14 protein-coding genes, 1 tRNA gene and 1 riboswitch are annotated in these 16785 nt (G+C 72.0%); of the genes, 4 read left to right on the top strand and 11 right to left on the bottom strand.

Annotated features, from left to right (window positions below):
• Positions 1-94 precede the first annotated feature (94 nt).
• Positions 95-1033 (top strand): hypothetical protein, encoded by a 939-nt coding sequence (locus ACFVXH_RS08710; protein ID WP_049656499.1) that lies wholly within the window; start codon positions 95-97, stop codon positions 1031-1033.
• 93 nt (positions 1034-1126) lie between these two features.
• Here the strand turns inward: ACFVXH_RS08710 and ACFVXH_RS08705 are convergent, their stop codons facing one another.
• The 3 genes from ACFVXH_RS08705 to ACFVXH_RS08695 all read right to left on the bottom strand — a co-directional run bounded on the left by ACFVXH_RS08705 (position 1127) and on the right by ACFVXH_RS08695 (position 2717).
• Positions 1127-1525: a hypothetical protein gene (locus ACFVXH_RS08705; RefSeq protein ID WP_387821681.1), complete on the bottom strand. Its 399-nt coding sequence runs from the start codon at positions 1523-1525 to the stop codon at positions 1127-1129.
• Positions 1526-1611: 86 nt separating this feature from the next.
• Positions 1612-2496, bottom strand: coding sequence for a Bax inhibitor-1/YccA family protein (locus ACFVXH_RS08700; RefSeq protein WP_074001301.1), 885 nt, complete (start codon positions 2494-2496; stop codon positions 1612-1614).
• A gap of 139 nt (positions 2497-2635) precedes the next feature.
• Positions 2636-2717, bottom strand: a tRNA-Leu gene (locus ACFVXH_RS08695).
• 288 nt (positions 2718-3005) lie between these two features.
• On the opposite strand from ACFVXH_RS08695, the gene ACFVXH_RS08690 reads away from it, so the two are divergent.
• Complete coding sequence (locus ACFVXH_RS08690; RefSeq protein ID WP_049651964.1) at positions 3006-3779, top strand: ABC transporter ATP-binding protein; 774 nt, start codon at positions 3006-3008, stop codon at positions 3777-3779.
• A gap of 48 nt (positions 3780-3827) precedes the next feature.
• Positions 3828-6383 (top strand): ABC transporter permease, encoded by a 2556-nt coding sequence (locus tag ACFVXH_RS08685; protein ID WP_387821677.1) that lies wholly within the window; start codon positions 3828-3830, stop codon positions 6381-6383.
• A 177-nt stretch (positions 6384-6560) separates the two neighbouring features.
• Here the strand turns inward: ACFVXH_RS08685 and ACFVXH_RS08680 are convergent, their stop codons facing one another.
• The 7 genes from ACFVXH_RS08680 to ACFVXH_RS08650 form a co-directional block, all read right to left on the bottom strand.
• Positions 6561-7928, bottom strand: coding sequence for an NAD(P)/FAD-dependent oxidoreductase (locus ACFVXH_RS08680; RefSeq protein ID WP_049651966.1), 1368 nt, complete (start codon positions 7926-7928; stop codon positions 6561-6563).
• A gap of 428 nt (positions 7929-8356) precedes the next feature.
• Complete coding sequence (locus tag ACFVXH_RS08675; protein WP_074001299.1) at positions 8357-9298, bottom strand: Ppx/GppA phosphatase family protein; 942 nt, start codon at positions 9296-9298, stop codon at positions 8357-8359.
• Positions 9295-9966: a DUF501 domain-containing protein gene (locus ACFVXH_RS08670; protein WP_079271855.1), complete on the bottom strand. Its 672-nt coding sequence runs from the start codon at positions 9964-9966 to the stop codon at positions 9295-9297. The genes ACFVXH_RS08675 and ACFVXH_RS08670 overlap by 4 nt, the downstream gene beginning before the upstream one ends.
• The gene (locus ACFVXH_RS08665; protein WP_079271918.1) at positions 9938-10459 is read right to left on the bottom strand and encodes a septum formation initiator family protein; all 522 of its coding nucleotides are present in this window, start codon (positions 10457-10459) and stop codon (positions 9938-9940) included. Before ACFVXH_RS08665 ends, ACFVXH_RS08670 begins: the two co-directional genes overlap by 29 nt.
• Positions 10460-10553: 94 nt before the next feature.
• Entirely contained in the window at positions 10554-11840 is a 1287-nt protein-coding gene (gene eno, locus ACFVXH_RS08660; protein WP_049651968.1) for a phosphopyruvate hydratase, read from the bottom strand.
• A gap of 354 nt (positions 11841-12194) precedes the next feature.
• Entirely contained in the window at positions 12195-13100 is a 906-nt protein-coding gene (locus ACFVXH_RS08655) for a transglycosylase family protein (protein ID WP_074001297.1), read from the bottom strand.
• A gap of 5 nt (positions 13101-13105) precedes the next feature.
• A riboswitch (cyclic di-AMP (ydaO/yuaA leader) is annotated at positions 13106-13274 on the bottom strand.
• Positions 13275-13495: 221 nt separating this feature from the next.
• A complete protein-coding gene (locus ACFVXH_RS08650) occupies positions 13496-14833 on the bottom strand; it encodes a cytochrome P450 (RefSeq protein WP_074001296.1) in 1338 nt (445 codons plus the stop codon).
• Between the two features lie 288 nt (positions 14834-15121).
• On the opposite strand from ACFVXH_RS08650, the gene ACFVXH_RS08645 reads away from it, so the two are divergent.
• Positions 15122-15544 carry an SDR family NAD(P)-dependent oxidoreductase gene (locus ACFVXH_RS08645; protein WP_049651970.1) on the top strand — a complete coding sequence of 141 codons (423 nt, stop codon included), beginning with the start codon at positions 15122-15124 and terminating at the stop codon, positions 15542-15544.
• 4 nt (positions 15545-15548) lie between these two features.
• Here ACFVXH_RS08645 and ACFVXH_RS08640 read toward each other — a convergent pair whose 3' ends face one another.
• Positions 15549-16592, bottom strand: a complete 1044-nt coding sequence (locus ACFVXH_RS08640; protein WP_241852759.1) for a MazG family protein — start codon at positions 16590-16592, stop codon at positions 15549-15551.
• Positions 16593-16785 lie beyond the last annotated feature (193 nt).

Below are 16785 nucleotides of genomic sequence, written 5' to 3'. Positions count from 1 at the left end.
GGGATGAATTGGACATTCGCCCCTGCGGTAACAGCCCCGCATGCGGCAGTGTGGACACGTAACCCCGTTCCGCTCCTCGCTAGGAGTACGTTCCGTGAGCGCCGTCTACACCATCCTGCTGCTGATCCTGATCGCCGTGTCGACCGCCGTGCTGCTCCACCTCCGCGGGCTCTCCCGCCGGCTGGACGCACGGGCCGCGGCCCCGTCCGCGCCCGCACCCGTGGACGAGGCCGCGATACGCCGGGCCGTCACCGAGGCGCTCGCCGCCGACCGCGAGCGGGAGATCACGGAGGCCCGGGCGTTCTGGGCCGAGCAGGAGGCCCGCGCGGCCGAGGACGCGCCGCTGTTCGACTCCCCGTTCTCCGGCACCTTCTCCGGCACCGAGGAGTGGCCGCTCTTCTTCCCCCGCCCCACCGGCCCGCAGGACGCCGTCGACAACGCCGGGACGATGGACCCGGAGTTCGGCGAGGCGCTGCGCTCCGCGCTGGAGGACCTGATCAACGAGGGCGGCTCCGCCCCGGCCGAGCCCGGCGGCGAGGGCGGCGTGCCGCTGCGCCCCGGCCACCCGGCCGGCGAGACCAAGGACGCCCGGGCCCGCCGCGAGGCCGACCTGCTGGCCACCGGCCTGGAGGCCGGGCTGCTGGACGCCGACCAGGCCGTCGAGGAGGCCCCGGTCGCCGCGCCCGACCCGCGCCGCCACCCCTCGCACCCCGACTTCGTGCCCAGCCAGGCGCCGTCCCGGGAGTGGACGGACAGCCGGCTGGCCGCCCTCGCCGAGGAGGCCGTCGCCCTGGTCGACGTCCGCCCGGGCCCGCTGGGCACCCTGGACGTGTACGCCTTCGCCGACGGCACCACCCTCTGCGTGGCCCCGGGCGACCGGGAGGCCGCCTACCGGCTGATCGACGCGGTCCGCGCCGGTGAGCACGTCCGGCTGCTCGGCGGCTCGCGCTTCTCCGGCTCGTACTCGCTGACCTTCTCCACCGACGAGGAGGCCGTCTACGTGCTGGCCGACCGGGTGGTCGCCAGCATCTGACACCGGCTCACCAGCAGCAGCGCGCCGAAGGCCGGCCGGGTCACGGGGTTACCGACCCGGCCGGCCTTCGGCGTGTCCGGACTCCTCCGGGCCTCAGCCGCAGAGCGCCGCCGTCTCCCGCGCCGCCGCCACCGCCCGGGCCAGCACCGCGGCCGCCGCCGCCGGCCCCTCCGGCAGCCCCACCGGGGCGTCCTCCCGCAGCCCCGTGAGCGCGGCCGCCAGGTCGTGCCCGGCGACGGCCAGCTGGTCCCCCACCGCGAAGGCCCCGGCGTCCGGGAACTCCCGCCGCGGGCCGCCCTCCACCGCCGCCGTCAGCGCGACCAGCCGCCGGGCCAGCTCCAGCGCGGCCGCCGCCCGCGACCCGTACCCGGGCACGGCGCCCAGCAGCCTGCTCTGCGGCAGCGAGCGGAAACGATCCGCCAGGGACTCGACGGCTTCGACCAGGGGATCCACGTCCAGGGGCGCTACGTCGTGGGGCTCTACGTCATGCATGGCAGCGAGCCTAGGCGAAAAGCCGCCGGGCCCCGGAGCGAGTCGCTCCGGGGCCCGGCGGCAGTGGTTCACGAAGGAAGGGACCGTCAGTCGTCGCCGCGCAGGATCGCGATCAGCCGCAGCATCTCCATGTAGATCCAGACCAGCGACAGGGTCAGCCCGAAGGCGGCCCGCCAGGACTCCCGCTGCGGGGCGCCCTGGGCGATGGCCTCCTCGATCGCCGCGAAGTCCAGCGACAGGAAGAAGGCGCCCAGGCCGATGCCGACCAAGCCGACCACGATGCCCAGCGGGCCGGAGCGCAGGCCCATGTCGGCGCCGAAGGCCATCGCGATCATGTTGACCATCATCAGCAGCACGAAGCCCAGGGCGATCGCGATGCCGATCCGCTGGTACCGGGCGGTGACCCGGATCCGGCCGCTCTTGTAGGCGAACAGCATCGCCCCGAAGACCGCCGCCGTACCCAGCACCGCCTGGATCACGATGCCGTTCAGCATGGTGTTGAAGGCGTGCGAGACGGCGCCCATCGCGAAGCCCTGGAGGGCCGCGTAGGTCAGGATCAGCGGCGGGCTGACGCTGCGCTTGAACGAGACCACCAGGCCGACGACCATGGCCACCAGGCTGGCGGCGATCGCGAAGCCGAAGTTCTCGAACGGCAGCGCGAACCAGGCCACCGCGCCGGCGACGACCAGCGTCAGCAGCGTCATGGCGGTGCGGGCGACCACGTCGTCCAGCGTCATCCGCCCGGTGGCCGCCGGGCCCGCCGAGGGCCCGTTGTACAGCTCGTAGAGCTGCTCGTCGGTCATGGGCTGGCCCTGCGGCTGCTGCTGGGCGTAGGGCGTACCCGCGTAGGGGTTCTGGCCGTACTGGTTCTGGCCGTGCTGGGTCCCGGCCTGCGCGGTACCGAACCCCGCGTAGCCGGAGTCGCGGGTGAAGGACCCCTCCCGCGAGAAGACCGGGTTGCTGCTTCTCATTGCTCATTCCCTCCGTGGCGGCACTGCACCGCCCATGCACAAGGGTAATGGCTTGGCAAAAATTTCGGGATACGCCGCGAGGAGGATCCGGTGAACAACGACCGGCGGGGACGCCGTCGCGCCCCCGCCGGGTGATCGGTGCCCGGAGCCGGACTCGAACCGGCACGGCCTCGCGGCCAAGCAGTTTTAAGCTGCCCGTGTCTGCGTTCCACCATCCGGGCGTCTGTGGGACCCCCTGAGCCTAGTCTCCCGGATCACCCTTTCGCATGTTCCCAGCCCCGGAAGTTGTCATGTTTCCTTGCCATCTGACGAACTGTCCGGGATTCGGCCACGAAGGATATCCGTTCCGGCCACCCGTCCGCCTCAGGGTTCACGTCATACCGCAGGAGGAGGGGGTCGCCCGCCCCTACGCCCAGCGGTGGTAGGACCAACCGTCCGGCGGAGCGACGCAGAACCATGATCACGTCGCGGAGCATGGAGGTACAAGTCCGCGAGCACTAGGAGTCCCCGTGACCACGTCGACCGCAACCGCCGTCCGCACCGGCCTGGCGGCCGCCCGAGCCACCGGCCTGAACAAGGTCTACGGGGAGGGGGAGACCCGCGTCGTCGCCCTCGACAACGTCAGCGTCGTGTTCCCCCAGGGCGAGTTCACCGCCATCATGGGCCCCTCCGGCTCCGGCAAGTCCACCCTCATGCACTGCATGGCCGGCCTCGACACCGTCACCTCCGGCTCCTCCACCATCGGCGACACCGAGCTCGTCGGCCTCAAGGACAAGCAGCTCACCCAGTTGCGCCGGGACCACATCGGCTTCATCTTCCAGGCCTTCAACCTGCTCCCCACGCTGACGGCCCTGGAGAACATCACCCTCCCCATGGACATCGCCGGCCGCAAGGTCGACAAGCCCTGGCTCGACCGCGTCGTCGACACCGTCGGCCTCTCCGGCCGCCTCAGCCACCGCCCCTCCCAGCTCTCCGGCGGCCAGCAGCAGCGCGTCGCCTGCGCCCGCGCCCTGGCCGGCAAGCCCGACATCATCTTCGCCGACGAGCCCACCGGCAACCTCGACTCCCGCTCCGGCGCCGAGATCCTCTCCTTCCTGCGCAACTCCGTGCGCGAGCTCGGCCAGACCGTCGTCATGGTCACCCACGACCCGGTCGCCGCCTCCTACGCCGACCGCGTCGTCTTCCTCGCCGACGGCCGCATCGTCGACGAGCTCCACCAGCCCACCGCCGACACCGTCCTGGACCGCATGCGCCGCTTCGACGCCAAGGGCCGCACCAGCTAGTCCGGCGCAGCAGTCGCAGCCCGCTCACCGACCTTCCCAGGACACCCCATGTATCGCACCGCACTGCGCAACGTGCTGGCCCACAAGGGCCGGCTGCTGATGACGGCCCTGGCCGTCATGCTCGGCACCGCCTTCGTGGCCGGCACCATGGTCTTCTCCGACACCTTCGGCAAGGCCATGCGGGACAGCAACTCCAAGAGCTACTCGGACGTCTCGGTCCAGGTGGTGGACCGCGCGGCCGGCTCCAACGCCTCCGCCCGGCAGAAGAGCGAGGGCGGCTCCGCCACCCTCACCGACGCCACCGTCCAGCAGCTGGCCGCCCTGCCGGGCACCGCCGGCGCCCGCGGCGTGGTCAGCGGCTTCACCGGCGTGGCCGACAAGAAGGGCAACCTGATCGGCCAGGTCTGGGCCGCCAAGGGCGCCAACTTCGCACCCGGCCAGGACGGCAAGGACCCGCGCTACCCGATGGCCGAGGGCCAGGGCCCGAAGGCCGCCAAGGAGGTCGCGCTCGACCGCAAGACCGCCGACAAGGCGGGCTACAAGGTCGGCGACACCGTCCGGGTCGCCGCCAACGGACCGGTGATCGAGGCGAAGCTCACCGGGATCTTCACCACCGACGACCCGGTCGTGAACACCGGCGGCTCGCTCACCCTGTTCGACCGGGCCACCGCCCAGCAGACCCTGCTGGAGCCCGGCCGCTACAGCAGCGTCGTGCTCACCGCCAAGCCCGGCACCAGCCAGGACGTACTGCTCGCCCAGGCCCAGCCCGTGGTGCCCTCCGGCCACCAGTTCGACATCGAGACCGGCGCCAAGCTCAAGGCCGACGAGCAGGAGATGATCACCAGGAGCACCAGCAGCATGCGCACGATGCTCCTGGTCTTCGCCTTCATCTCGCTCTTCGTCGGCATCTTCATCATCGCCAACACCTTCACCATGCTGGTCGCCCAGCGCACCAAGGAGCTGGCCCTGATGCGGGCCATCGGTGCCAGCCGCAAGCAGGTCACCCGGTCCGTGCTGATCGAGGCGCTGCTGATCGGCACCGTCTCCGCGGTGGCCGGTCTGGCCGCCGGCATCGGGATCGGCGCCGGGATGCAGTCGCTGATCGGCGCGATGAACGAGAACATGCCGAACGGCTCGCTGGTGATCAAGCCGCTCACCGTCGTGGTGACGGTCGTGGTCGGCGTCCTGGTGACGGTCACGTCGGCCCTGCTGCCCGCCATGCGCGCCTCCCGGATCGCCCCGGTGGCCGCGATGAGCAGCGGCGACCAGCCGGTCTCCCAGAAGAGCCTGGTGGTCCGCAACACGATCGGCTCGGTGCTCGCCGGCGGCGGCCTCGCCCTGATCGGCTACGGCGCCTCCACCGGCAACGACAGCGGCCGGCTGCCGGTCGGCCTGGGCGCCTTCCTGGCCCTGATCGGCGTGTTCGTCCTGCTGCCGCTGCTCTCCCGTCCGGTGGTCGCGCTGGTCGGCCCGCTGCTGCGGCTCGGCGGCACCCCGGGCAGGCTCGCCCAGCGGAACGCGGTGCGCAACCCGCGCCGCACCGCGGCCACCGCCGCCGCGCTGACCATCGGTCTGACCCTGGTCACCGGGCTCACCGTGATCGGCGCCTCGGTCAACGACACCATCGACCGGGCCGTCACCGGCTCGATGAAGGCCGACTTCATCGTCGGGGCCGCCAACGGCATGAGCCTGTCCGCGCAGGTGCCCGCCCAGATCGCCAAGGCCCCCGGGGTGGCCGCCTCCTCGGCGATGACGACCGCGTACTGGGAGCTCGACGGCACCAGCAGGACGGTCAACGGCCTGGACGCCGCCGTCCTGGACCAGCTCGCCGACGTCGAGCTGACCAGCGGCTCCACCGCCGGCTTCGGCCAGGGCCAGCTGCTGCTCGACGAGGACGCCGCCAAGAAGCTGAACGTCACCACCGGCTCGGTGCTGACCGTGGCCTACCCGGACGAGTCCACCGGCAAGGTCACCGTCGGCGGCGTGTACAAGACCGGCGGCATGCTCGGCCCGGTCATGCTGGCCAACAGCGAGATCGCCAAGCACGAGCCGAAGCCGTACATCTCCGACGTCCTGGTCAAGGGCAAGGACGGCGCCACCGACGGCCTCAAGCAGGCCCTCAAGGACGCCACCGGCGCCAACCCGGTGATCGAGGTGAAGTCCAAGCAGGACGTCCGGGACGAGTTCAGCCAGACCATCACCTTCGCGCTGAACCTGATGTACGGCCTGCTGGGGATGGCGGTCCTGATCGCGATCCTGGGCGTGGTCAACACGCTGGCGATGTCGGTCTTCGAGCGCAAGCGCGAGATCGGGATGCTGCGGGCGATCGGCCTGGACCGCGGCGGCATCAAGCGGATGGTCCGTCTGGAGTCCGTGGTGATCTCGCTGTTCGGCGCCGGCATCGGCCTGCTGCTCGGCTGCTTCATCGCCTGGGCGATCAACGGCACCCTGAAGTCCAGCCTCTCCGGCCTGACCACGGTCCTGCCGTTCGGCCAGCTGGCGCTGTTCCTGGCGCTGGCCGGGGTGGTCGGCCTGGTGGCCGCGATCTGGCCGGCCCGCCGGGCGTCCAAGCTGGACATCCTGGAGAGCATCAAGACCGACTGACCGGTCCCGCAACGAGAGAGGTCCCCTGCCGGAGGGTTCGGCAGGGGACCTTCTACTTCTGTACTCCGCCCGGTCGCACGGCCGGCTGAGCACCACGGAGGTCGTGGTCCGGCAACGCTGCCGGGCGGAGAGCCTCCGACTCATACCCCGGTGCTCCCACACCGGGGTCTCAGTCGCTTACTTGCTGGCGAGTTCCTTGTCGGCGGCCGGCTTGGCGGCCTCGACGGGCTTGGTGGGCGGAGTGACCTCCTGGATGGGAAGCTGCGGCTTCTCCATCTGGGCGAGGCCGACCATCTCGCGCTTGAGGAACATCGCGAGGGTCCAGTCGGTGAAGACGCGGACCTTGCGGTTGAAGGTCGGCACCATCGCACCGTGGTACAGGCGGTGGAACCACCAGGCCGGACGGCCCTTCAGCTTGTACTTGCCGAAGAGGATCGCCACGCCCTTGTGCAGGCCGAGACCGGCGACCGCACCCAGGTTCTTGTGCTTGTACTCCTTCTGCGGGAAGCCGCGCATGCCGGAGATCACGTTGTCGCCGAGGACGACGGCCTGACGGCTGGCGTGCTGGGCGTTCGGCGGGCACCAGGCGCCCTCGCCCGCGGCGAGGTCCGGCACCTGGGCGTTGTCGCCGGCGGACCAGACGTAGTCGAAGCCCTGGACCTGGAGGGTCGGCGCGGTGTCGACGTGGCCGCGCGGGCCCAGCGGCAGGCCGAAGTTGGCCAGCACCGGGTTCGGCTTCACGCCGGCCGTCCACACGATGGTGGAGGCGTCCATCTCCATGCCGTTCTTCAGCATGACGTGGCCGTCGACGCAGGAGTCCATCGAGGTCTCGATGTAGACCTCGATGTTGCGCTCCTCGAGCTTCTCCTTGGTCCACAGACCGAGGTCCGGGCCCATCTCGGGGAGGATGCGGTTGGCCGCCTCGACCACCACGAAGCGCATGTCCTCGCGGCTGACGGTCTTGTACAGCTTGGCCGCGTCGCGGGCCATGTCCTCGACCTCGGCGACGGTCTCGATGCCGGCGAAGCCGCCACCGATCACCACGAAGGTCAGCGCCTTGCGGCGGATGTCCTCGTCCGTGGTGGACTCGGCCTTGTCGAGCTGGGCCATGACGTGGTTGCGGAGGCCGATGGCCTCCTCGACCGTCTTCATGCCGAGGCCGTTCTCCGCCAGACCCGGGATCGGGAAGGTGCGGGAGACCGAGCCGGTCGCGACGACCAGGTACTCGAAGGGCAGCTCGTAGCTGTCACCGGCCGCGGGCTGGATGGTGGCAACCTTGCGGGCGTGGTCGATGCCGGTGACGGACCCGGTCAGCACCTCCGCCTTCTTCAGGGTGCTGCGCAGCGGCGCGATGAGGTTGCGAGGCGCGACACTGCCGCCGGCCGCCTCGGGGAGGAAGGGCAGGTACGTCATGTACGACCGCGGGTCGACGACCGTGACGGTCGCTTCGCCGTAACGCATCTTCTTGAGGATGCGCATCGCGGCATACAGGCCGACGTAACCACCGCCGACAATGAGGATGCGAGGACGCTCCGTGGTGCTCATATCCGAAAGTATCCAGCACCGTCCGGAGCAGCCTTCGTGAGCCCGGTCACAAGTTGACGGACCCCCCGTGCTACACTGCGCGGCCGCAAAACCGGGCCCGGCGCGGTGGCCCCCACCCCTGGGCGGCCCCGCGCGAACGCACGGCGGAGCACCACCGGCCTGAGCAGCAACGATCCGCACAACGCCCGGGTTCCCGCACGTGATTTCGATTTTCAAACCTCAAACGAGGCCTGACCTGCGATCCCATGGGCCACCCGGCCGACGGGCCTTCGGTCCCACATTTCGGACGTAGTGGGCGGGCCGGTGCGGCGAATGGCCGGATCCCCATGTGAAGAAATTCACGAACTTTCCCACCCGCGCTCGGGCGCGCCCCGGCCCCGGCCCCCCGAAAGGGGTGCCGGGGCCGGTCGGGTAAGCCCCGCACGGGGTCAGGAGGCGATACCGAAGGCGATTCCGTCCAGGATGTCGTGCTCGCTCACGACCACCTCGGCGGCGCCGGTGCGCTCCATGATCTCCAGCAGTTCCAGCGCCCCGGCCGCGATCACGTCCACCCGGCCCGGGTGCATCGACGGGATGGCCGCGCGCTCGGCGTGGGTGGCGGCCAGCAGCTCCCGGGCGATCCCGGCGACCCGCTCCCGGCTGATCCGCGAGTGGTGGATCGCCGCCGAGTCGTAGCCGGGCAGGCCCTGGGCGATCGCCGACACCGTGGTGACCGTCCCGGCCAGGCCCACCAGGGTGGCCGCGCCGGTCAGCGGGACGACCTCCTCGGCCCGGTCCAGCTCGGCCCGCACGTGCGCCCGGGCGGCCTCGACCTGCGCCTCGGAGGGCAGCTCGGCGTCGCCGAAGTACCGCTCGGTGAGCCGCACGCAGCCGATGTCCACCGAGCGCGCCGCCTGCACGTCGTCCGTGCCGAGCACGAACTCGGTGGAGCCGCCGCCGAGGTCGAACACCAGGTACGGGCCGGGGAACTGACCGCCGGTCAGCTCCTTGGTGGCGCCCACGAAGGACAGCCGCGCCTCCTCCTCGCCGCTCACCACCTCGGGCTCGACGCCCAGGATGTCGCGCACGCCCTTGACGTACTCGTCGCTGTTCTCGGCGTCCCGGGAGGCGCTGGTGGCGACGAAGCGGACCCGCTCGGGGCCGACCCCGAAGCCGGAGATGACCTCCTGGTACTCCCGGCAGGCCGCGAAGGTGCGGGCCAGCGCGTCCGGGTGCAGCCGGCCGGTCCGGTCCACGCCCTGGCCCAGCCGGTTGACGATCATCCGGCGGTCCAGGTCGGTGATCTCCCCGGTCTCCGGGTCGAGGTCGGCGACCAGCAGGCGGATCGAGTTGGTGCCGCAGTCGATCGCGGCCACCCGGGTCGCGCTCACTCGGACTCCCGCTCCGCCGCGGCGTCCTCGGCGGCCCGCTTCTTCGCGGCGCGCTCGGCGGCCTTCTGCTGCTTGGCGGCGATCACGGCCTCGTGGTCCTGCTCCTTGGCGCGGTTGCGGGCGACCCGCTCACCGGCCGCCTCGACCTCGGCCGGGGAGACGCACGGGCCCTTGGCCCACCAGTCCTCCAGCATGCCGATCGCCTCGTCGCCGAGCGGGTTGACGCCCTCGCCGGCCGCCAGCGAGTGGCCGACCAGCACGTGCAGGCACTTCACCCGGTCCGGCATGCCGCCGGCGCTCGGGAAGCCCTCCAGCACCTCGATCGCGTCGCGCCGGGCGATGTAGTCCTCGTGCGCCTTCTGGTAGGCGGCGGCCAGCTCCGGGTCCTCGGCGAGCCGGGCGCTCTGGTCCTTCATCACGCCCTCCGCCTCCAGGGTGCCGATCAGCGAGGCGGCCTTGGGGCAGGTCAGGTAGTAGAGCGTGGGGAACGGCGTGCCGTCCGGCAGCCGGGGAGCCGTCTCCACGACGTCCGGGTTGCCGCAGGGGCAGCGGTGCGCCACGCCGCGCAGGCCGCGCGGCACCCGGCCGAGCTGGGCGGCGATGGCCGCGACGTCGGCGTCGGAGACGGTGGGGTGGTTCTCAGTGGTCATGGGGGGAGGTGTCTCCAACGGGGGACGGTGGGAGGGGAAGGGGGGTGGCGGGGGCCGCCGCGGCGGTGTCGGCGGCGTCCACCGAGTCCCAGATGCTGGCGTACCAGGGCTTGGCGGCCTTCGCCTGGCCGGCGGCGCCGCCGGGCGCCGCGTTCGGCCCGGAGGCGGCCCCGCCCGCGGACGAGGAGGTCCTGGCGGAGGCCTGGCCGGCCGGGTCCACCGCGATGTACGGGGTCTCCCCCGGCACCGCGTAGTGCAGCCGGGCGCGGGCCTGCGCCTTGACGTACTCCGGGTCCTGCCAGCGGGCCTTCTCCCGGCGCAGCTGCTCGACCTGCTGGCGCGCGTGGTCGGCCTTCGCCCGCTGGGCGGAGATCTCGGCGCGCTGGGAGATGAACTGCCGCGTCGGGTAGGCGAGGATCGCCACCAGCGAGCAGAGCACCAGGACGAGGACGGTCGCCCGGCTCGTGAACCGGGGCCGGGCCGCCAAGCCCGGGATCCTCCAGCCAGCCATCTCCCGTATCCCCTCCTGGTCGCGACGGTGCCCCGCCGTCCACCCTACGGGGTGAACGGCGGGGCACCGGTCAGGCGTGCGCTACCGGGAGCGCTCAGCCCTCGTGGCGGAAGCGCGGGAAGGCGCCGCGGCCGGCGTACTCGGCGGCGTCGTCGAGGATCTCCTCGATGCGCAGCAGCTGGTTGTACTTGGCGACGCGCTCGGAGCGGGCCGGGGCACCGGTCTTGATCTGGCCGCAGTTGGTGGCGACGGCCAGGTCGGCGATGGTGACGTCCTCGGTCTCGCCGGAGCGGTGCGACATCATGCAGCGGTAGCCGTTGCGCTGGGCCAGCTCGACGGCGTCCAGGGTCTCGGTCAGCGAACCGATCTGGTTCACCTTCACCAGCAGCGCGTTGGCGGTGCCGGTCTCGATGCCGCGGGCCAGACGGGCCGGGTTGGTGACGAACAGGTCGTCGCCGACCAGCTGGACCTTGTCGCCCAGCTTGTCGGTCATGGCCTTCCAGCCGGCCCAGTCCGACTCGTCCAGCGGGTCCTCGATGGAGACCAGCGGGTAGGCGGCGACCAGCTCGGCGTAGTACTCGATGAGCTCGGCGGCGGTGAGGTCCTTGCCCTCGAACCGGTAGGCGCCGTCCTCGTAGAACTCGGAGGAGGCGACGTCCAGGGCCAGCGCGACGTCACGGCCGGGCACGTAGCCGGCCTTCTCGATGGCCTCGACGATGAGGTCCAGGGCCTCGCGGTTGGAGTCCAGGTTCGGGGCGAAGCCGCCCTCGTCGCCCAGACCGGTGGACAGGCCGCGCTCCTTCAGCACGCCCTTGAGCGTGTGGTAGACCTCGACGCCCCAGCGGACGGCCTCGGAGAAGGACTCCGCGCCGATCGGGGCGATCATGAACTCCTGGATGTCGACGTTGGAGTCCGCGTGCGACCCGCCGTTGAGGATGTTCATCATCGGGACCGGCAGGACGTGCGCGTTCGGGCCGCCCAGGTAGCGGAACAGCGGCAGGTCGCTGGCCTCGGAGGCGGCGTGCGCGACGGCCAGCGAGACGCCCAGGATGGCGTTGGCGCCGAGCGAGGACTTGTCCGGGGTGGCGTCCAGGTCCAGCATGGCCTGGTCGATCAGGCGCTGCTCGGTGGCGTCGTAGCCGACCAGCTCCGGGCCGATCTGCTCGATGACGGCCAGGACGGCCTTCTCGACGCCCTTGCCGAAGTAGCGGTTCTTGTCGCCGTCGCGCAGCTCCAGCGCCTCGAAGGCACCGGTGGAGGCACCCGACGGGACAGCGGCACGACCCGTGCTGCCGTCGTCGAGGCCGACCTCGACCTCGACCGTGGGGTTGCCGCGGGAGTCGAGGATCTCACGGGCTACGACGACATCGATGGACGGCACGAGGCATCTCCTTGCGAGAGCAGGGTCCGGTCTGACGGTGGTGCTGCCAGCAGGACGATTGCGGAGTCGTTACGACCAGAGCCTAACCGCCCGGGCTGCCGTGGCCGCGTCGGCCTCGGTCCCGTCTCACCGTGTGGCCCTGCTACCCACCGGTAGTTCACCTGCTTGTCCCAGCTTGTCCCACCGGAGCGGGCGAATGCGGACGAAGGGGACCGGTAGGACCGGCCCCCTTCGGACGGCGGGGTGGAGCGGCGTCGACGCCGAGCGCTCCGGCGCGGCGGCGGGCGCCCCGGCGGGCACCCCGGTCTCGGGGTGCTGCCGGCCGCGGGCGGTCCCGGCGTCGGGCGGGGCGGCTCAGCCGAGGTGCAGCACCTGGCCGGGCATGATCAGGTTCGGGTCGCCGCCGACGGTGGAGTGGTTCTGCTCGTACAGCGCGCTCCAGCCGCCGGACACGCCCTGGGCGGCGGCGATGGTCGACAGGGTGTCACCGGCACGGACGGTGTAGTCGTGGCCGGCGGCCTGCGGGGCCTGCTGCGCGGCGCGCGGGGCGTACTGCGGCTGGGCGGCGGCCTGGCCGGCGTACTGCTGGTAGACGCTCTGGTGGCTGGTCCAGTACCAGCCGCCGTTGTTCTGGTACCAGTACACCTTGGCGTCGGCGTCCCAGCCGGCCTTGCCGGAGAAGCCCGGGGTCTGCGGCTGCGCCTGCTGCTGCGGGGCGACCTGCTGGACCGGCTGCGCGGCGGGCTTCTGGGCCGGCTTCTGGGCGGCGGGCTTCTGCGCGACCGGCTTCTCGGCGGGCTTGGCGGCGGGCTTCGGGGCCTGCTGCTTGGGGGCGGACTGCGGCTTGGCGTCCGAGGAGGTGTCGACCGAGGCCGGGGCACCGCCCTTGGTCAGACCGGCCTTCTGGGAGCAGACCGGCCAGGCGCCCGGACCCTGCGAGGCCAGCACCTTCTCGGCGACCGAGATCTGCTGGGCCTTGCTGGCCTGGTTGGCCTGCGCCGCGTAGGCGGTGCCGCCGTACGCCTTCCAGGTGCTGGACGTGAACTGGAGGCCGCCGTAGAAGCCGTTGCCGGTGTTGATGCTCCAGTTGCCGCCGCTCTCGCACTGGGCGACGGAGTCCCAGGTGGAGGCCGGGGCGGCGGAGGCGCCGGTGGCGGTGAGGAGCGGCATCGCGAGTCCGACGCCGGCCACACCGGCGACGGCGATGGCCTTCTCGGCCTGGGTGCGACGACGGTGACGGCCAGTTCCAACGAACAGCATGAAGAGGTCCCTCTCCGTACGCCTGCGAGGTGAGCTGTCGGGTTCGGACCGGGAGGTGGCCCGGCCGCCGTACGCGGAAACGATTCCGCTCGGGCGGCTTCACCCCAAGCCGTGGGGAGACGGCAACAAACCTGGTTCCCCCGCCCCTGCCCAGGGTTCTGGTCGGTTTCCCGTGACGCGGCGGGCAGGATTCGGCGTTCCGCGTACGAGGTCCGCAGCTGCGAACTCCAGGGAGAGTAGACAGATCATCAGACCAATCACAAGCTCATATCACCGATATCACACAACAATTACGGCCCGTGTCCGATCGCCTACCAACAGCGGCGTTATGTCCGGATTGATGGGTGTTCACACCCCCGTCGGCGGGCGATCGGCGACGTCCCGTCAGCGCGATCTCAGCAGGTCGGAGGCGTCGAAGAGGCATCCGGAACGGGGTGCGGAGGGGCGTGCGGGGAACGGCTCTCCGGACTGAATTCCACCGGGAGTTCGCGCAGGCCACGCATGATCAGACCACCCCGCCAGCGCAGATTCTCCGGGCTTTCCGCGAGCCGCAGATCGGGCAGCCGGGAAAGCAGCGTGGCCAGCGCGGCACGCCCTTCGAGCCGCGCCAGCGGAGCGCCGATGCAGTAGTGGATGCCGTGCCCGAAGCCCAGGTGGGGGTTGTCCTTCCGGGCCAGGTCCAGGGTGTTCTCCGCCGCGAACCGGGCCGGGTCGCGGTCCGCCGCGGCCAGCACCACCAGCACCGGGTCGCCGACCGGGATGTCCACCCCGCCGATGGTCAGCGGACGGGTCGCGAACCGCCAGGTCGCCAGCTCCACCGGCCCGTCGTAGCGCAGGAGTTCCTCGATCCCGGTCTCCAGCAGCGCGCTCTCCCCGCGCACCACCGACTCCTGCAGCAGCCGGCGCTGCTCCGGATTGCGCAGCAGCGCGTAGGTGCCGTTGCCGATCAGGTTCACGGTGGTCTCGAAACCCGCGAACAGGAGGATGAAGGCCATCGCCGCGGCCTCGTTCTCGGTCAGGTGCTCACCGTGGTCGCCGGCCCGGATCAGGCCCGAGATCAGGTCGTCCCCGAGGTCCGCCCGCTTGCGGTGGATCAGCTCCAGCAGGTACGCCCGCATCCGCTTCACCGCCCGCCCCACGCCGCCGCGTTGGCCCCCGCCGTGGCGGATCATCATCCCTGCCCAGTCGCGGAAGTCGTCCTGGTCCTCGGCCGGCACCCCGAGCATGTCGCAGATCGCGTAGATGGGGAGCGGGAAGGCGAACTCGTGGATCAGGTCCGCCGAACCGCGCTGCGCGAAGCCGTCGATCAGCCGGTCGGTGAGCTGCTGCACCCGCGGCTCGAACTCGGCCACCCGGCGCGGGGTGAACGCCTTCGACACCAGCCGGCGCAACCGGGTGTGGTCCGGCGGGTCGATGTTCAGCAGGTGGGTCATCAGGTCCGCCTGCCGCTCGCCCGGGATGCCCACCCGGCCGGTGCGGTGCGCCTGCCCGCTGTGGTGCGCCGGGTTCTTCGACAGCCGGCTGTCCGCGAGCGCCTGCCGGGCGTCCGCGTACCTGGTCACCAGCCAGGCCTCCACCCCGCTCGGCAGGGTGGTGCGGTGCACCGGGGAGTGCTCGCGCAACCAGGCGTAGGCGGGGTACGGGTCGGCGGCGAACTCCCAGGTGAACAGCTGCGGGGCGGGGGCGTCGGACGACGGGGCGGCGGGCCGGGCGGGGACGGGCTGAGCTGGCATGGACCGACCGTATCCGGTGCGACGGGCCCGCCCTCCCTCCGGCGGGGCGCCGCTTCCCCGCCACTCCTCCGCCGCGCTTCCGCGACCGGACGCGTCGGGCGCGCCAACACTCCATGGCCGGTCCGTGGCCGGTCCGTGGACAGCTCTTGGCCGACTCTTGGCCGCGGGGCGGGCGTGAGCCTGGTCACCTGAGGGGTAATCCCTGTTGCGGAGGGTCAGGACGTGCCTACGATCCTCCGCAGTACGCGTGGGCGCCGGTGCGGTGTCGCCCACAGGGAGGAGCAGACCATGCGGGTCAGCGGGTCAGTCGTCGTCATCGCGGTCCTCGACGGCGGGTCGGGCGCGGGCCTCGCCCGCCGGTTCGCCGCCGCCGGCACCGCCGGAATGCTCATCGCCGACCAGTACGCCGGCATCGCCGAGGACCTCGCCGCCGAACTCGACCGGCCGGGCTGCCCCGTCGTCGGCGTCTGCGGCGACATCCGCCGCCCCAGCGACGTCGCCGCCCTCGTGGACACCGCCGAGAAGCACCTCGGGCCGATCGACCTGTTCGCCGTGGCCGGCCCCGACGGCGAGCGGATCATCTCGCTGGCGGACCTGCCCGACCACCTCGACCTGGAGCGGCTCGCCGAACTCGTCCTCCTCGTCGGCGAGGCCATCGGCGAACTCGTCCCGCCGCAGCGGCGCCCCGAGCGCACCGCCACGGCGGCCTGAGCGCCTACTCCCCGACCGGACCGAGGCCCTCGGCCGCGCGCACCGCGTCCCGGTAACCGCGCGCGGCCGACCGCAGCGCGGCGTCCACGTCCACCCCCGCGTCGTGCGCCCGCTGCACCACCGCGAGCAGCAGCCGGCCCGCCGAATCGGCCGTCAGCTCGGCCGGCAGCCCGTACGCCTCGTCCGGCACCCCCGTGAAACCCGCCCGGCGCACCCGCGACACCAGCTTCGCCGCGTACGCCAGCGAGGGCAGCCCGGCCGGCACGCCGTCCAGCACCGACTCGCGGTCCGCCTTCTCGGCCGCCTTCAGCTGCTCCCAGTTCGCCTCCGCCTCGGTGGCGCCCTCGACCTCGACGTTCCCGAACACGTGCGGGTGCCGGTACATCAGCTTCTCGACGATGTCCCCGGCCACGTCGTCGACGGTGAACGGCTCCGTCGGGTGGTCCTCGGCGATCCGGGAGTGGAAGAACACCTGGAACAGGACGTCGCCCAGCTCCTCGCGCAGCGTCTCCCGGTCCCCCGCCTCGATCGCCTCGACCAGCTCGTACGCCTCCTCGACCAGGTACTTCACCAGACTCTCGTGCGTCTGCTCGGCGTCCCAGGGGCAACCGCCCGGGGAGCGCAGCCGGTCCATCACCGTCACCAGGTCCAGCAGCCGCGACCCCGGCAGGTCGTACGAGCCGGGCAGCACCTCGATCTCCGGCACCTCGCCGGCGTGCTCCACCGCCAGCCGCGCCAGCGCGTCGGTCAGCCCCGGGTCCCCGTCCGGGCTGCCCAGCCACACCGTCGGCCCGGCCCCCGCGGGCTGCCCCGTCAGCAGCCGCGCCAACGCGGGCGCCGACCCGGCCGGCACCGCCTCCACGACCACCCCGGCCTGCCGCACCGCCGCCACCTGCGGATGCCCCTCGTCCCCCACCAGCACCCGCCCCGCCGACCGCAACGCCTCCCACGCCGGCCACGCCAGCAGGCCGGGAGCCACCCGGTGGGTGGTGGTCAGCAGGATCAACTTCGCGCCCGGAGTCTCCGTCGGCACAGCATTCGTCGTCACCCCCCGAACCTACCCCCGCACCCCCGCCCCGGGCCGGGCCGGGAAGCCACCACCCCGCTGTCCCCACCCCGCCCGCACGGGCACAGGAAGTCGACCCGGCGACTCTGCTGGCGAAGTCGGTTGGGTTGGGCGTGGGACAGTAAGTGTCTGCCGGTCGGGGCGGGTTGACTGTCTGTGGGGGTGGGTCGTGTTG

The sequence above is a fragment of the Kitasatospora sp. NPDC058184 genome (assembly GCF_042883725.1).
In the GTDB taxonomy this organism is placed as follows: domain Bacteria; phylum Actinomycetota; class Actinomycetes; order Streptomycetales; family Streptomycetaceae; genus Kitasatospora.
Note: the sequence above shows the minus strand (reverse complement) of the source record. Positions and strands in the feature narration are given on the sequence as shown.

What these genes read in the sequence shown, in the direction of transcription:
- ACFVXH_RS08705 (WP_387821681.1), bottom strand. Translation starts at nt 1,525, where the DNA reads ATGCATGACGTAGAGCCCCACGACGTAGCGCCCCTGGACGTGGATCCC.
- ACFVXH_RS08700 (WP_074001301.1), bottom strand. Translation starts at nt 2,496, where the DNA reads ATGAGAAGCAGCAACCCGGTCTTCTCGCGGGAGGGGTCCTTCACCCGC.
- ACFVXH_RS08685 (WP_387821677.1), top strand. Translation starts at nt 3,828, where the DNA reads ATGTATCGCACCGCACTGCGCAACGTGCTGGCCCACAAGGGCCGGCTG.
- ACFVXH_RS08680 (WP_049651966.1), bottom strand. Translation starts at nt 7,928, where the DNA reads ATGAGCACCACGGAGCGTCCTCGCATCCTCATTGTCGGCGGTGGTTAC.
- ACFVXH_RS08665 (WP_079271918.1), bottom strand. Translation starts at nt 10,459, where the DNA reads ATGGCTGGCTGGAGGATCCCGGGCTTGGCGGCCCGGCCCCGGTTCACG.
- ACFVXH_RS08655 (WP_074001297.1), bottom strand. Translation starts at nt 13,100, where the DNA reads ATGCTGTTCGTTGGAACTGGCCGTCACCGTCGTCGCACCCAGGCCGAG.
- ACFVXH_RS08650 (WP_074001296.1), bottom strand. Translation starts at nt 14,833, where the DNA reads ATGCCAGCTCAGCCCGTCCCCGCCCGGCCCGCCGCCCCGTCGTCCGAC.
- ACFVXH_RS08645 (WP_049651970.1), top strand. Translation starts at nt 15,122, where the DNA reads ATGCGGGTCAGCGGGTCAGTCGTCGTCATCGCGGTCCTCGACGGCGGG.